Annotated in this window: 14 protein-coding genes; 4 read left to right on the plus strand and 10 right to left on the minus strand. The window is 39.3% G+C overall.

Features of this window, described 5'->3' with window-relative positions; all coding sequences use genetic code 11:
* Window positions 1-23: 23 nt before the first annotated feature.
* Both tdh and PZ638_RS20420 read right to left on the minus strand, forming a co-directional pair.
* A complete protein-coding gene (gene tdh / locus PZ638_RS20415) occupies window positions 24-1,049 on the minus strand; it encodes an L-threonine 3-dehydrogenase (protein WP_206277854.1) in 1,026 nt (341 codons plus the stop codon).
* Between the two features lie 10 nt (window positions 1,050-1,059).
* Entirely contained in the window at window positions 1,060-2,256 is a 1,197-nt protein-coding gene (locus tag PZ638_RS20420) for a glycine C-acetyltransferase (RefSeq protein ID WP_112308425.1), read from the minus strand.
* A 229-nt stretch (window positions 2,257-2,485) separates the two neighbouring features.
* Between PZ638_RS20420 and rfaD the strand changes: the two genes are divergently transcribed.
* From rfaD to rfaC, 3 genes are read left to right on the plus strand one after another with little or no spacing between them, the layout of a single operon-like run.
* Window positions 2,486-3,424 (plus strand): ADP-glyceromanno-heptose 6-epimerase, encoded by a 939-nt coding sequence (rfaD, locus tag PZ638_RS20425; protein WP_110592789.1) that lies wholly within the window; start codon window positions 2,486-2,488, stop codon window positions 3,422-3,424.
* 23 nt (window positions 3,425-3,447) lie between these two features.
* Window positions 3,448-4,494, plus strand: a complete 1,047-nt coding sequence (rfaF, locus tag PZ638_RS20430) for an ADP-heptose--LPS heptosyltransferase RfaF (protein ID WP_094962923.1) — start codon at window positions 3,448-3,450, stop codon at window positions 4,492-4,494.
* Complete coding sequence (rfaC, locus tag PZ638_RS20435) at window positions 4,494-5,456, plus strand: lipopolysaccharide heptosyltransferase RfaC (RefSeq protein ID WP_206277856.1); 963 nt, start codon at window positions 4,494-4,496, stop codon at window positions 5,454-5,456. Before rfaF ends, rfaC begins: the two co-directional genes overlap by 1 nt.
* Here rfaC and PZ638_RS20440 read toward each other — a convergent pair.
* From PZ638_RS20440 to waaA, 3 genes are all read right to left on the minus strand, one after another.
* Window positions 5,448-6,395 (minus strand): glycosyltransferase family 52, encoded by a 948-nt coding sequence (locus PZ638_RS20440; protein ID WP_272674425.1) that lies wholly within the window; start codon window positions 6,393-6,395, stop codon window positions 5,448-5,450. The genes rfaC and PZ638_RS20440 overlap by 9 nt on opposite strands.
* A 166-nt stretch (window positions 6,396-6,561) precedes the next feature.
* Complete coding sequence (locus PZ638_RS20445) at window positions 6,562-8,019, minus strand: glycosyltransferase family 39 protein (RefSeq protein ID WP_206277877.1); 1,458 nt, start codon at window positions 8,017-8,019, stop codon at window positions 6,562-6,564.
* A 199-nt stretch (window positions 8,020-8,218) separates the two neighbouring features.
* Complete coding sequence (gene waaA, locus PZ638_RS20450) at window positions 8,219-9,499, minus strand: lipid IV(A) 3-deoxy-D-manno-octulosonic acid transferase (protein ID WP_004265144.1); 1,281 nt, start codon at window positions 9,497-9,499, stop codon at window positions 8,219-8,221.
* A gap of 191 nt (window positions 9,500-9,690) precedes the next feature.
* Between waaA and coaD the strand changes: the two genes are divergently transcribed.
* Complete coding sequence (gene coaD, locus PZ638_RS20455) at window positions 9,691-10,176, plus strand: pantetheine-phosphate adenylyltransferase (RefSeq protein ID WP_036959128.1); 486 nt, start codon at window positions 9,691-9,693, stop codon at window positions 10,174-10,176.
* A gap of 9 nt (window positions 10,177-10,185) precedes the next feature.
* Here coaD and mutM read toward each other — a convergent pair whose 3' ends face one another.
* The 5 genes from mutM to waaO are packed head-to-tail and all read right to left on the minus strand — an operon-like array spanning window position 10,186 to window position 15,440.
* Window positions 10,186-10,995: a bifunctional DNA-formamidopyrimidine glycosylase/DNA-(apurinic or apyrimidinic site) lyase gene (gene mutM / locus PZ638_RS20460; RefSeq protein WP_004265140.1), complete on the minus strand. Its 810-nt coding sequence runs from the start codon at window positions 10,993-10,995 to the stop codon at window positions 10,186-10,188.
* 21 nt (window positions 10,996-11,016) lie between these two features.
* Complete coding sequence (locus PZ638_RS20465; RefSeq protein ID WP_241098288.1) at window positions 11,017-12,162, minus strand: glycosyltransferase; 1,146 nt, start codon at window positions 12,160-12,162, stop codon at window positions 11,017-11,019.
* Window position 12,163: 1 nt separating this feature from the next.
* Entirely contained in the window at window positions 12,164-13,180 is a 1,017-nt protein-coding gene (locus tag PZ638_RS20470; RefSeq protein WP_206277878.1) for a glycosyltransferase family 8 protein, read from the minus strand.
* A complete protein-coding gene (gene rfaL / locus PZ638_RS20475; protein WP_272674429.1) occupies window positions 13,173-14,411 on the minus strand; it encodes an O-antigen ligase RfaL in 1,239 nt (412 codons plus the stop codon). The genes PZ638_RS20470 and rfaL overlap by 8 nt, the downstream gene beginning before the upstream one ends.
* 18 nt (window positions 14,412-14,429) lie before the next feature.
* A complete protein-coding gene (gene waaO, locus PZ638_RS20480) occupies window positions 14,430-15,440 on the minus strand; it encodes a lipopolysaccharide 3-alpha-galactosyltransferase (protein WP_206277544.1) in 1,011 nt (336 codons plus the stop codon).
* Between the last annotated feature and the right edge of the window lie 24 nt (window positions 15,441-15,464).

Genomic DNA, 15,464 nt, shown 5'->3' on the forward strand with positions numbered 1-15,464 from the left:
AAAGGGGAATCGAGATAATTAATTTAATCCCAGTTTAAAATCACTTTACCAGATTGGCCTGAACGCATGATATCAAAGCCTTTTTGGAACTCATCAATCGAGAATTGATGGGTAATTATCGGTGATAAATCCAAACCAGATTGAATGAGTGTCGCCATTTTATACCATGTTTCAAACATCTCACGGCCGTAAATTCCTTTAATAAACAGACCCTTGAATATTACCTTGCTCCAATCTGTTGCCATCGAAGCAGGGGGAATCCCTAATAGTGCAATTCTGCCACCGTGGTTCATGGTGTCTAACATGGTCTGAAAAGCTGCTGGTGAACCAGAAACTTCCAGTGCAACATCAAAACCTTCTTTCATCCCCAACTCATTCATCACGTCTTTTAAATTTTCACGACTGACGTTCACTGCACGGGAAACACCCATTTTTTTCGCCAATTCAAGTCGATAGTCATTCACATCCGTGATAACAACATGGCGGGCCCCCACATGTCGGCACACTGCAGCCGCCATGATACCTATAGGGCCAGCACCTGAAACCAGCACATCTTCCCCCACTAAATCAAAGGAAAGAGCCGTATGAACTGCGTTGCCAAATGGGTCAAAAATAGCCGCTATTTCATCAGGGATATTATCGGGAATTTTAAAAGCATTAAATGCAGGGATCACCAGATATTCAGCAAAACACCCTTCTCGGTTAACCCCCACCCCAATCGTATTGCGGCAAAGATGAGTACGGCCACCACGGCAGTTTCGGCAGTGGCCGCAAGTAATATGCCCTTCCCCTGACACTCGGTCACCAATTTTAAAGCCTTTGACTTCCTGTCCAATCGCAACAATTTCCCCTATATATTCATGACCGACAACCATTGGGACAGGAATGGTTTTCTGCGACCATTCATCCCAGTTATAGATATGTACATCCGTACCGCAAATCGCAGTTTTACGAATTTTGATCATCACATCATTGTGCCCGAGTTCCGGTTTCGGAACATCTGTCATCCATATACCTGGTTCAGCTTTCAGTTTGGACAGTGCTTTCATAAAAGACCTTTTATTTGATTATTTTTAGTTTTCTACCAATGCGGGTGAATGCTTCAACAGCGTGTAAAATATCCTCCTCACTATGTGCTGCAGACATCTGAGTACGAATACGTGCCTGGCCTTGCGGTACAACAGGGTAGAAAAAGCCCGTGACATAAATACCTTCATCGAGTAGCTCTTTCGCAAAAATTTGGGCGAGTTTGGCATCACCTAACATAACAGGGATGATGGCGTGGTCAGCGCCAGCAAGGGTAAAACCCGCTGTGGTCATTTTTTCTCTAAATAACACGGCATTACGCCATAATTTTTCACGTAATGAATGGCCTTCTTTCATCATATCAATCACTTTGATAGATGCGGCAACAATCGCAGGAGCGAGGGAATTCGAAAACAAATAAGGGCGAGAACGTTGACGCAGCCATTCAACTACCTCTTTTTTCGCTGCCGTATAACCACCAGATGCGCCGCCAAGGGCTTTACCTAATGTCCCCGTGATAATATCGATACGCCCCATCACATCGCAGTACTCATGGCTACCACGACCATTTTCCCCAACAAAACCAACAGCATGTGAGTCATCCACCATCACCAACGCTTGGTATTCATCCGCAAGGTCACAAATGGATTTTAAATCAGCGATAACGCCATCCATTGAGAACACGCCATCTGTGGCAATTAAAATATGGCGAGCTCCTGCTGTTTTGGCTTCCTCTAAGCGTACTTTTAATTCCACCATATTATTATTGCTGTAGCGGTAGCGTTTTGCCTTGCTTAGCCTGACCCCATCAATAATGGATGCATGATTTAATGCATCTGAAATAATCGCATCTTCCGGCCCTAACAAGGTTTCAAATAGCCCACCATTTGCATCAAAACAGGATGAATAAAGAATCGCATCTTCCATGCCCAGAAAATCTGCCAATTTGCGCTCTAAAACTTTGTGGCTGTCTTGCGTTCCACAAATAAAGCGTACAGACGCCATACCAAAACCATGGCTATCCATTCCCCGTTTAGCGGCTTCGATGAGCGCGGGATGGTTAGCAAGACCAAGGTAATTATTTGCACAGAAATTAATAACCCGCTGGCCACCTACAATTTCAATGTCAGCATCTTGTGAAGTCGTAATAATGCGTTCGTTTTTAAATAATCCATCGGCTTCAATTTGTACCAATTGTTCTTGAATCTGCTGATAAAATCTTTCTGACATGATTTTTTCCTGTATAGAGACTATTAATAGAGTTTAATAATAGTCTCTATGTGTGGCGATATTCACAGCATAAATAAGTCAAGTTTGTAGCCAAGATCACGATATTTACCTTGTTCTCATTTAAGTGTCAGCTCAATTCTCTTCTATCAATGCTACCGTCTGCGCCAAGAGATGTTATTATAGTCACCAATTACGATTCTATTTTCTTAACCCATTTGAGGTATACCCAATGATCATAGTCACTGGTGGAGCTGGTTTTATTGGCAGCAATATTATTAAAGCCCTAAACGCAATCGGCCGTACAGATATCTTAGTCGTTGATAATCTGAAAGACGGCACTAAATTCGCTAACCTTGTTGACCTTGATATTGCGGATTATGCAGATAAAGAAGATTTTATTGGCAGCATCATTGCGGGTGATGATTTCGGTGATGTCGATGCGGTATTCCATGAAGGCGCTTGCTCGTCAACCACTGAATGGGATGGTAAATATATGATGGACAATAACTACCAGTACTCGAAAGAGCTACTGCACTATTGTCTAGACCGTGAAATCCCGTTCTTATACGCTTCTTCCGCAGCAACCTATGGCGGCCGCAGTGATAACTTTATTGAAGAACGCCAATTCGAAAAACCATTGAATGTCTATGGTTACTCAAAATTCCAATTTGACCAATATGTGCGTGAAATTCTGCCAGAAGCGGACTCACAAGTCTGTGGTTTCCGCTATTTCAATGTCTATGGGCCAAATGAAGACCATAAAGGCGGCATGGCAAGCGTTGCTTATCACTTAAATAAACAAATTAATGAAGGGCAAAACCCAAAACTGTTCGAAGGTAGCGATACTTTCCGCCGTGACTTTATTTATGTGGGTGATGTGGCTGCAGTCAATTTATGGTTCTGGGAAAATAATGTTTCAGGTATTTTTAACTGTGGTACAGGACGTGCAGAATCTTTCCAAGCTGTTGCTGATGCTGTCACTGAATTCCACAAAGATAAAAATGTGGCCATCGAATACATTGAGTTCCCTGAAAAATTAAAAGGTCGTTACCAAAGCTTCACCCAAGCTGACCTCACTAAGCTACGTGCCGCTGGCTATACTGCACCATTTAAAACGGTTGCAGAAGGTGTCACCGAATATATGCACTTGCTCAATAAAGACGCGTAACGCTTATTTCTGAAAAATCATTTATGAAAATATTGGTGATCGGCCCTTCATGGGTAGGGGATATGATGATGTCACAAAGCCTTTATCGCACGATCAAGGCTTTACATCCCCATGCACAGATTGACGTGATGGCGCCACAATGGTGCCGTCCTTTACTCGCCAAAATGCCTGAAGTTAGCGAAGCCATTCCTATGCCTCTTGGGCATGGTGCACTGGAAATTGGTGAACGTCGTCGATTAGGCCAAAGTTTGCAGGCAAATGGCTATGACCAAGCGATTGTGTTACCCAATTCCTTAAAGTCTGCACTTGTGCCTTTCTTCGCAAAAATCCCCAAAAGAACGGGATGGCGTGGTGAAATGCGCTATGGTCTACTCAATGATATTCGCCCACTCAATAAAGACGCTTTTCCTTTAATGGTGCAGCGGTATGTTGCGCTTGCTTATGATAAGCAAACTATTCGATCAGCTGCTGATATTCCGACACCTATTTTACCGCCTAAACTGGTGACTATACCGCAAGAAGTCACTGAAACTCTGCAAACCTTTGGGGTTGAAGGTTCTCGCCCTGTTATTGGTTTTTGCCCAGGCGCAGAATTTGGGCCCGCCAAACGTTGGCCCCACTACCACTACGCTTCTCTTGCTCAAACACTCATTAGCCAAAAAGGCTATCAAGTGTTGCTATTTGGTTCACAAAAAGACCACGAAGCGGGTGAAGCCATTCGTTTAGAGCTGACCGATGATGCTAAATTGCATTGCCATAATTTTTCAGGAAAAACATCTTTAGAACAAGCCGTTAATCTAATCGATGCCTGTACTGCAGTTGTCAGTAATGACTCGGGTTTGATGCATGTCGCGGCAGCGCTAGGTAAACCTCTTGTCGCCTTATATGGCCCAAGTAGCCCTGACTTTACACCGCCATTATCAGATAAAGCAGAAGTGATCCGCCTAATTACGGGGTACCACAAAGTGCGTAAAGGTGACGGTGAAAGTGGTTATCACCAAAGTTTGATTGATATCCAACCCCAATTAGTTATCGATGCGTTAGCTCGGTTAAATATAGGTATTGAATGATGAGAGTATTATTAGTCAAAACATCTTCAATGGGAGATATTTTACACTCATTACCTGCGCTGACCGATGCACAACAAGCCATACCCGATATCCAGTTCGATTGGGTCGTTGAAGAAGGCTTTGCACAAATTCCAACATGGCATAGTGCCGTTAACCGAGTGATCCCTGTGGCTATTCGTCGCTGGCGTAAAAATTGGTTTTCTGCACCGATCAGAGCCGAACGTGCAGAATTTCGCAAGAAATTACAAGCAACACATTATGACGCAATCATTGATGCGCAAGGGTTATTGAAGAGTGCCTTTCTTGTCACCCGCTTAGCTCATGGCGATAAACATGGCTATGACCGCCATAGTATTCGCGAACCATTAGCCAGCTTCTTTTATGACCATCGTTATGCAATCAGCAAGCAACAACATGCCGTTGAACGTATTCGCCAGTTATTTGCCAAGAGTCTTGGTTACGCCTGCCCAACACAGCAAGGGGATTACGCAATTGCTCGCCACTTTTTGCAGTCAACAGAAGAGCATCAAAGCCCTTATGTCATTTTCCTGCACTCAACCACCCGTGATGATAAGCACTGGCCTGAAAAAAATTGGCGAGAACTCATCGGGCTAATGGCTGGGAGTGGTATCAAAATCAAATTACCGTGGGGAGCACCTCATGAGCAACAGCGCGCAGAGCGATTAGCAAAAGACTTTGATTTTGTAGAGGTTTTACCTAAACTTACTTTAGCCGAAGTTGCACAGCAAATTGCTAATGCTAAAGCCGTGGTTTCTGTCGATACTGGGCTTAGCCATTTAACAGCCGCGCTTGATAAACCCAATTTTACCCTGTTTGGCCCCACTGATCCCGGCTTGATTGGAGGATATGGGCAAGGGCAGCGTGAATTGATATCACAAAATAAAATAATGGCCGATATCAATCCAAAAGAAGTTTATTCACGACTAATCAGTTTATTTTGAAATATCTACTGTTATAAAATTCACGGCATGTTGAGCAAGCGCCGACTCAAGCCGCTCAAAACCGTTATCCATACTAGCGAAGCGGAAAGTATAGTTTTTTACCGCATCACTTGAACTTAAAATAAACTGAGTAGTACTAAAAAAACCATAAATTTCAACGAAAGCTCCCTGTTCAATCAGATCTATTATGATATCTTCCGCTGATTGACGTGAATTTATATATTCAATATCTGAAAAGTAATTAGTTAAATCTCTAGGATGAGGGATATAATATTGTATCTCTCTATTTATTATGAAGTTATCTAACTGAGACAATAGTGCGGGGACGTCATTGCTAATCTCATCATAAACTGTACCTAAAAGAATAGATACCTTATTGCGTTGTTCTACCTTTTGAGGACAATTAATAAAGGGAATATACTCCGTATTATCTCTTTGCTGTTTAAAAATTGTATAGTGCAACTCAGTATTTTTAATTAAATCATATTCATGAAGATGCCTACCCTGAAAATAATGCGTCAATTTTTTATATAATGAAGGTTTTACCACTCGTCTTTCGTTAAGCAAGTTAAAAGCGCCATCATCAAATGTACGAATTCTTTGGTAAACTATTTTAGAAAGGATATGATGTACTAGCGTAACGTCAACATTTGCTAGGTAGACACAATCATAATTTTTAGTCGGAAGAATTTTTACAACATCTTTAGCATACAAGTCCCTTTTAAATGTTTTAAAAGGCCTTTGTGGATTAAATTTATTCAAATCGTATAAACAAACAACACACTTATTGTTGATATACTTCTCTAAAAAAAACTGATTTTTTGTATTATTCAAATCACCTAAAAATAAGACAGCTGAATCTTTATTTTCTTTTTTTTCTAATAGCTTGCCTACTATTCTTAGCTGTAAAATAGTCATACAAATGAATAACTGCATCATTTTTCCCTACCTATTATTTTGCGACATTTTAACATAGAACCCTTGATGCGAGTAGAGAGAGCTATACATTCTAATACCTTTCAGCTAATACTATAGAAAATAAAACAAAATTAAAGCATTTAAGATAAAAGTAGATACATACAAAAATATATACCTACTTTTTCAATTACTGAGGCGCAATAAACCCAAAGCACATGGTTTCAGGTTCTGCATCTGGCTCAGAACGATAAATCACATCTTCTTTTTCTATCGTAAACTGTGGCCAGAACTTACGAACCTTAGCAAAGTTTTCATGGGCGCAATCATCGTATTTTTTACCCAGTAATAAAGCACCATGTTGACGAATTTCAGCTTCCGTAATCTCACGGTTATACACATTCGGTGGCATATGCTTTTCCATAGACCAAGGCTGAATGACGTGTGGCCTGTCCTTGCCATAAATAATAAACCATTGGTACTGATTATCTTCGCCACCGACATATTTTACAGGTGTGTTATAACGTTCATACCAACGCTGTTCCCCATCTGCAATTAAGGTTTTAACACCAATAAATTTTTGCCCCGCTCCACGAATATTCGCAGCCTGAACGGTAATATAACCAACTACCACTAAAACACCAAAAATTGCAAAACCCACTAATGACTTCTTAAACGGTTTTCTTGGCATTTCTATTATTGAGCCAACAAATAGCGGTGCGCTGATAGCCATAAATGGCTGCAGCCATTCAGTTATTCGACCACCATCGTGGAAAGAGAACCAGCCATATATCACCACTAATGGAAATAAAATAATGAAGTTAGCCATGCGGTTAGGCAACGCTTTAGGCCACCCTAGCTTTCCACCACAGCTATAAACGACAATCGCCGCAATCACTAATGGGTAAAACACGCTTAGTGCCGCTTGTGTGGTGTGAAGATTAAACCCAGGGTCGATTTGTGAATCCACCCATTTGAAAGCCGAAAAGTCCGTTGCCATCAACCAAAAGAAATTTGGCAATACCAAAGCAAACCACAATGCAATCGCAAGGTAAAAAACAGGATGACGGTAACTTTGGCGAACCTGTTTCACAAATATAGTTAACAAGAAAACAGACCCAACTAGCGCCAATGTTGAGTATTTCCCCATTGTTGCAAGGCCTGCAAATAAGGCAAATGGTAACCACCATACTGGGTTATCATCAACCGCACGTAAAAAGAAATAAATAACCCAAGGCCATAATGTCACTAGAATATAGTTATCATTATAAGGAATGATATCGAAATTAATGACACCTGATAAATTCAACATTAGCATTGCAAACCAAGCGAAATCGCGACGCCCAGTTAAACGGAAGGCTAGTTTCCATACCCCAAGTAAGCCAAATGCAATACCCACAAAATGACTAAAATACCAATAAAAACTATAGGGGATATCGAGGTAAATTGCAGGCCACATCATTACACCAACAAACCATGGGTTTTTAGGTGATCCCCACTCCCCATTCATTCCCCAATTCACTGCTTCTACTGTGTCATAAGGTACGGTAGGGTCGAAATAAAAACTCGCTAAGATCCAAACTATGGCATAGCTTATGACCCATACATAAACATATTTATTTGAAATTGATTGATTAATGGCTGGCATATAGTCTTAGAAAGATAAGCAAAAGTTCCAACATTCCATTTGGATACTACTCTAATAGTAATAAACCAAATCGAATGACTCTATAATAAACGAGGCAGTGTACTATAGTTTAAATGCAATACTAGGATGTGCCAGAAAATATTCACAATCTATTGTTGTAATGTTCAAGTTAATATTCAAAAAAAGACATTACTTGGCATTATTGCTCTCGCGGAGGCAAATAGGGTTGCAATAGTTTTAATAATCTTTGAAGGGCACCTTGGTTCTCATGAAGAACTTCGGCGGCATGACGTCCATAATATAACCGGTAATCTTCATCAGAAAGCAAACTCGTCACGGCTTGAGCCATAGATTCACTGTCTGTCACCGTAATTAAGCCATCTGCTTGAGTCAGTTTTCCGCAAATATCTTTAAAATTAAATGTGTGAGGCCCCATTAACACAGGTAGCGCATGGGCTGCGGCTTCGAGTGGGTTATGCCCCCCAGTTTCGACCAAACTTCCCCCAACAAAGGCAATATCCGCAATTCCATATAGCAACATCAATTCGCCCATGGTATCGCCAATCACCACTTGGACATCTGCAGTAGGGATCGTATTGGCACTACGACGAATAAACGTTAAACCGGCTTTTTGAGTTAATTCTTCCGCTTTTGCAAAGCGTTCAGGGTGACGCGGTACTAAAATTAATAATAGATCAGGAAATCGTTTTAATAACTGTTGATGTGTTTCTAAAACAATGGCTTCTTCACCCTCATGAGTGCTAGTCGCTATCCAAACTGGGCGATGTGCTGCCCATTGGCGGCGTAAAGTTATTGCCCTGACAGCTAATTCAGGCGTTACAGAGATATCAAACTTCAGGCTCCCTGTTACACTCAATTGCATCCGCCGCAACCCTAATTGAACGAAACGTTCACCATCTTCCTGATGTTGTGCTGCGACCATAGTGACATTACGTAGCATACGTTTCACAAAGCTACCGAGCTTTTGATACCCAGCAGCAGAGCGCTCAGAAAGTCTCGCATTTGCAATAACCAATGGAATTTTACGTTTATACAATTGGTTAATCATGTTTGGCCATAATTCAGTTTCCATAATGATCACAAGTTTTGGGTCGACTTGTTTCAGGAAACGACGCATAGAACCAGGGAGGTCATAAGGTAAATAGACGTGGTCAACATCGTCGCCAAATGCAGAAAGAACACGCTCTGAGCCAGTTGGCGTCATTGTTGTTACTGTAATTGGCAGAGACGGATAGTGATGGCGAAGTGCACGGACTAGTGGAACGGCTGCAAGAGTTTCCCCGACAGAAACTGAATGTAATAAAATGCCTTGAGGTTTTACTTTTCCTGCACAAAAGCCGTAACGTTCGCCCCAACGTTTACGATACGCAGGCGCTTTACGGCTGCGCAGCAATAGGCGAACCCATATAAATGGCTGGATAAGATAAAGAAGTACCTGATATAAACGCAGCAATAACATTCGATCTGATTCACTTACCAAAATTGGCGCTATCTTACCATAAAGCTCAGATAAAAGTGTGCAGAATATGCACCTAAAAATAGCAGTAAAATCTTATCTACAGTTGCAACCATGCTAGATAGCCGATAATGTTAGCGCTTATTCATGCTATTTTTTCGAATAGAAAATACAAACAACGAGATACTATCGCCATGAAACATAAGGCTATTTACCCTGGTACGTTTGACCCTGTGACATCAGGACATGTTGATATTGTTACCCGAGCAGCAGCAATGTTTGACCATGTCTTGTTGGCTATTGCAAATAGCCAACGAAAAAACCCGATGTTTTCCCTTGATGAGCGTGTTGCCCTTGCTAAAGAAGTAACTTCTCACCTTGATAATGTTGAAGTTGTTGGGTTTTCTGAATTGATGGCTAATTTTGCACAAAAAAATGGCGCTAATATTCTTATTCGTGGCGTTCGTTCTGTGGCTGATTTCGAATATGAGTGGCAATTAGCGAATATGAACCGCCATTTTGTTCCTGACTTGGAAACCGTATTTTTATTACCATCGCAAAGTTTGTCCTTTGTTTCTTCTTCTTTAATCAAAGATGTTGCCCTTCACGATGGTGATATTTCGTCTTTCCTACCCCCAGTGGTTGCTGAGGCAATGTTAAAGAAACTCAATAAAAAATAGTAAAACGCACTATTTTTGACACTGCGGACAAAAGAAAGTACTGCGTTGCCCCTGTTTAATGCTTTCTATTGGCGTACCACACATTGAGCAGGGTTCCCCCTTTTTCCCATAAACAAACAATTCTTGGGCAAAGTAACCCGGCTTACCATCCGACTGTAAAAAATCTTTTAGTGTCGTGCCGCCTTGCTCAATGGAGCGTTGTAACACCTTTTTGATCTGTTGCACGAGTTCAGTAATTTCAGCCAATGTTAATGTATTAGTGATTTTTTCAGGTGATATTTTCGTCGCAAATAATGCTTCATTGGCATAAATATTACCCACACCAACAACCACTTTGTTATCCATTAACCACGGCTTAACGGCCACTTTTTTCTTTTGCGCTAATTCATAAAGATATTGGGGATTAAAGGCATCTGATAATGGCTCAGGTCCTAAGTGTGCAAGTACCGAACTGTTTTCTAAATCATCACACCAGAGCCATGCGCCAAAACGACGAGGGTCCGTATAGCGCAGCACTTTGCCATCTCGCATAACTAAATCTACATGGTCATGTTTTTCTTCAGGTAATTCTTCGGTCAAAATACGCACACTACCAGACATTCCCAAATGAACAATAATCCAACCTGTTTGCAATTCAATCAGTAGATATTTGGCCCGACGTTGGACACTCAGAACCGCTTCATCTGATAAGCTTTTAATTTGTTCACTGACCGGCCAACGTAATCGACTGTTGCGTACAACTGCGTAAGAGATTGTATTTCCGACTAAATGTGGTTCTATTCCACGGCGGCTGGTTTCAACTTCTGGTAGTTCTGGCATATATAAACTCACATTTTTTGCTTAGGGATACCATTTTGCAATCACCCTCATGAGCTCATCTTTAACAATTTCCCAAGTGAAATTATCATAAGCATGTTTTTTGGCATGATAGGCTATTTTTTGACTATCTGGGTGCTCTAATGCACTAGTAATATCCTCAGCCATACTTAAAGGCGAAAGCGGCTCCCTGAAAATAAACCCAGTTTCATTATGGGAAATAAATTCCACCATTGCCCCTCGCTGGCTTGCTATCACAGGACGACCAGAAGCCATTGCTTCAAGTGCAACCATACAAAATGATTCTGGCTCAATAGAAGGAACGACAATAACATCCCCGAGAGCATAATAGTGTCTAATTTTTTCAGGATGAACCTCACCTAAACAAATACACTGCTCACCCAAAATTTTTGCAAAATTTTTTACTTCGTTTTGATATTGCGCCAACTCACCTTTTGCTGTCGTATTTAGGTCTCCCACAATGACAAGTTTATAGTTAGGATCCGCTTTAAATAAAACTTGACATGCTCGCATTAATTCAAGCAGCCCTTTGCCTTTAGCAGTTCGTCCAACAAATAAAACAATTTTATCTTCCGCTGTTAACCCAAAATCCTCACGTTTGACCTCTGGAGGCTGAGCATAAATTTCACCATCAAACCCATTACGGACCACCTCAATATGCGCATTTGGTAAACGTTCTCTATACCAATTTTTCATAAAATGGCTTGGCACAATGATTTTTATGTCTTCAGGGACATCTTTAGGCTCGTACAAATTATGCATGTGTAACACAACATTATTATGTCCTTCTTTCTTAATTATTTTTTTGAAGGATTTAATATGATTGTGAACAAAAATAACACTTTCATTCGGGTTTGGCGAAAATTGGTGTTTAATTTTGACAATTCTATCGGCATAAGAATATGGATCTAACCTTGTCCATTTCTTAAATAGTCTTGTATACACTTTTCCAAACTTAATACGCTCAATTTCACAATACTTATTAACAACAGAATGAGCGCTATACCCATCATTTCGTATACAAACGATTCGGTTTTCAATGTCTAATCGTTTGGCGATGTTGTACATCCACGATTCAATTGCTGCCGCACTTTTAGGCGGTATAGAAAATATAGGGGAAACTGTTAAGATAATTTTATTAATCATCATATTATTTTCTTTTTTTTGCGTATTTTTCAAACAAATAGCAAATGCCCGACAAAATACCTGATAAATAAGCACCTCGCTTTAATAGGTGCTTATATTCTTTTTTCCTTTCAACAAATTTAGTGGCATGTTTTAAATCATCCTTTGTCCAAGGTGATTGTGCTAATGCTTTATAAAAAGGCTGAGAAGAAGGATAGTTCGCCCACTTATGCCAAGGCTTACTCACACCCGTGTAATGAATTAAAACTGTTTCGGGTGTAATAATAGTTTGATATTTTTGATGGGTTCGGTCATACAGTTCATTTTTTAGTGTATAAACCGTATTAAACTTCTGATTAAGTAGTATCAGGTCATTTCTTAAAATAAGGTTTAATACATCTTGGTCTGGGTATTTAAACCGTTGTTTCGCATTTTCTGCAGATAACAATTCGAAACATTGCTGAGTAATTCGTTTTTCGTGCCATTCTTTTAAGTTCACAAACATTACACCCGAGTTAAAATAGGTCTCAGTTAACTTTGGAATGTGAAGCCGTGTTTCACTTTTTGTCCTTACGCCAATGTTATCGGCAATAACACCACATACTTTATCTTTAATTAAATCAGCCGCCAAATTCAATTGGCCATTACAGATAACATCCGCATCCAAATATAAAGCAAAATCATAATCTTTCGAGAGATAATCTAAAGCAACTAACCGAAAATACATTGCTGAGGACCAAATATCAGAAACTGGTAATGTTTTTAGTAATTGATTATCCAATTCATAAATATGAAATTCAGCTGGAAACTGATGAGAAATAACCTTCAGCTTATCTAAAAAGCTAGGGCGGGCTTTATCTAAAAAATAATGAAATCTGAAGAACGTATTTGGGTTATTAATAAGTAAAGAGACCGCTGAAACACCCGCACCAAACTGATAGTTTTCATCCGAACCATAAATAACATCAAGACATGGTAAAGAGGTATTACTAGCATTAGCCCCCTCATTTAGCAGATATTTATTTGTTATCAAGTTATTCATGGCACACTCTCTTCTGCTTGGTTGAACTATGCCCCATCATAGCGATTAAAAAACCCAAAAGAACACCTAAGGGTTTAAGGTCGACTTGTTCAAACATTCCACGAACCAGATAAAAGCCAATAAGACTTAACAACAATGCAATGAAGGAAAAGTAAATTTCCGGTTCATCAGACCTATTTTTAATCCCTTGCATTGAGGAATAGCACATTGACAAAAATACCGCACTAAATATCGCTAACCCTGCAATACCCGCACCAAACCAAATATAAAGCCAAATATTATGGGGACCGATAGAGTATCTAGCGACCCATTCAGGATAATGTTTAACTACACTGTTGTATTTCTCATGATAAATTTCATCACCAACCCCATAGCCAATAATTGGGTTTTCTAGTATAAGCTCAAAAGCGGTTCCTTGGGTTCCATTAGTATAACGGTGAGAGCTATCTGTCTGCTCCAGCTTATAAAATAGTTTTTTACTTGTTTCTGGATAAATTAGTTTAATTGAAATAAGTGAAACTAATGAAAGGCATAATACAACCCCAATTAGCTTCCAGGGTCGTTTAAAACATAAAAATAATAACCCAGCGGCTGCAACTGTAACCCATGCCCCCCGAGCTAGCGTTCCAAGCAAAACAAACAGAAATACAATACTTAAAATATAGAAATAAATAATTTTAGATTTAGGCAATAAATACCAAAGAATAGGAAGTATTGGAAAGAAAAAAACTAACGCATCCGAAACATGCCTAAAATCATAGGTAGTAAACGGCAAGATATCCTGCTGATAAGCTATATAGTAGCGGTATAACTCAACAAGTAAAACTAAGGCTAACGATGCAGTAAAACTCGTTAATAATAGTTTTGAAATATCTTTTAGGCTTTCTCTATATAAAATAATCGGCAATAAAAGAGATAAACTTAGTATTCCATAATTTAATAAATTATTGTTGAGGGTCTTAATCGATACACTTGGTATGTCCGAATAAGTTACTGATATATAAAGAAAGACAGAAAAAGCACCAACCAAATATAATAGCTTATTATTTAATTTTTCCAACACTTTTTTTGTATCTAAGGATAGATAAACCAAAGATGTCGCTATCATCAAATAGAACAGAATATGCTTATATCTCGTTACATTTTCTACAAAAAAAAGAACAACAAAAATTAGTACCAAAGTCTTGTTATACTTTGAGAGAATACTTTCATTTCTTTCTAAAAAAGACATAACTTACCCAATTATTATTTAACTTAGTTTAACCCAGAAATACTGGAGATTATTTTTTATCCCAGAGAAAACCTTTCCTTGGTTAAACATATGCTTCGCACAATAACGCAAATGATTACTGCTTTTAGCCTTCAGTAATGGAATATCTTTCCAAGGCGATACGTCCTTTGCACTAATAAAGGGTTGAGCTGTTGGATAATTCGCCCACTCATGCCAAGGCTTAGTTGGGCCAATATAATGAATCAATACCGTTTCAGGCGTGATTGGGTTTTCTTTTTTGCCTTTTTGCAGCTCATAATTGATGCTGTATTGAGTGTTATATTTGCCATCAAGGTAAATGACTTTCCCTGTTAATAGCATATTTAAAATGTCTTGGTCTAAATAGGATAATTTTGCTTTCACAGCATCTTGGGAAAGTAAATCCATTGCTTTAGTTGAGATATCAAATTTTGACCAATTCACTAAATTTAAAACTAAAAACCCTGCATTAAAATACCCCGAAGCAATACTTGGGACTCCTAGAGCATCAGCTCTTTTTTGCCACCAATTGCGATCCCTTTCAGGCACAACAGCAGCGATTTCATCATCTTTAAATTGAATATTTAGCAATGGCTGCAGCGTTCCTTGGCACATAATATCTGCATCCATATAGATCATTCTATTTAACTGGTTTGAAAAGTAGTCCGCAATAATAAACCTAAAATAAGTTGCATATGACCAATTTTTGGTACTTGGAAGCGATTTAAGCTGTTCACAGTCAACTAAATAAACTTTAATACTCGTCTTATATTGCTCAGCGAGCTGTTTAAATAATTTATTTTGCTCATCATCAAAATAGTCAGTAAATACATGAAATGAAAAAGAGATATCAGGATTGGTTTTCAATAAAGAAGCAATCGAGATCCCACAACCATATAGAAAATTACGGTCAATCCCATAGGAAATATGTAAGCTATCATTATTAACAATCGCATCAGATGACGATAAATCAATTTGTTGTGTAACCGCATTTTCTTTATTGAAGAACATTTATATCTCTCTTCTTTCTTTGAC

It is taken from the genome of Providencia hangzhouensis, assembly GCF_029193595.2.
In the GTDB taxonomy this organism is placed as follows: Bacteria; Pseudomonadota; Gammaproteobacteria; order Enterobacterales; family Enterobacteriaceae; genus Providencia; species Providencia hangzhouensis.

Coding starts and splice junctions, on each gene's coding strand:
- rfaC (WP_206277856.1), top strand. CDS start 4,494: ATGAGAGTATTATTAGTCAAAACATCTTCAATGGGAGATATTTTACAC.
- tdh (WP_206277854.1), bottom strand. CDS start 1,049: ATGAAAGCACTGTCCAAACTGAAAGCTGAACCAGGTATATGGATGACA.
- PZ638_RS20445 (WP_206277877.1), bottom strand. CDS start 8,019: ATGCCAGCCATTAATCAATCAATTTCAAATAAATATGTTTATGTATGG.
- waaA (WP_004265144.1), bottom strand. CDS start 9,499: ATGTTATTGCTGCGTTTATATCAGGTACTTCTTTATCTTATCCAGCCA.
- PZ638_RS20420 (WP_112308425.1), bottom strand. CDS start 2,256: ATGTCAGAAAGATTTTATCAGCAGATTCAAGAACAATTGGTACAAATT.
- coaD (WP_036959128.1), top strand. CDS start 9,691: ATGAAACATAAGGCTATTTACCCTGGTACGTTTGACCCTGTGACATCA.
- PZ638_RS20470 (WP_206277878.1), bottom strand. CDS start 13,180: ATGAATAACTTGATAACAAATAAATATCTGCTAAATGAGGGGGCTAAT.
- rfaL (WP_272674429.1), bottom strand. CDS start 14,411: ATGTCTTTTTTAGAAAGAAATGAAAGTATTCTCTCAAAGTATAACAAG.
- rfaF (WP_094962923.1), top strand. CDS start 3,448: ATGAAAATATTGGTGATCGGCCCTTCATGGGTAGGGGATATGATGATG.
- rfaD (WP_110592789.1), top strand. CDS start 2,486: ATGATCATAGTCACTGGTGGAGCTGGTTTTATTGGCAGCAATATTATT.
- mutM (WP_004265140.1), bottom strand. CDS start 10,995: ATGCCAGAACTACCAGAAGTTGAAACCAGCCGCCGTGGAATAGAACCA.
- PZ638_RS20465 (WP_241098288.1), bottom strand. CDS start 12,162: ATGATGATTAATAAAATTATCTTAACAGTTTCCCCTATATTTTCTATA.
- PZ638_RS20440 (WP_272674425.1), bottom strand. CDS start 6,395: ATGATGCAGTTATTCATTTGTATGACTATTTTACAGCTAAGAATAGTA.
- waaO (WP_206277544.1), bottom strand. CDS start 15,440: ATGTTCTTCAATAAAGAAAATGCGGTTACACAACAAATTGATTTATCG.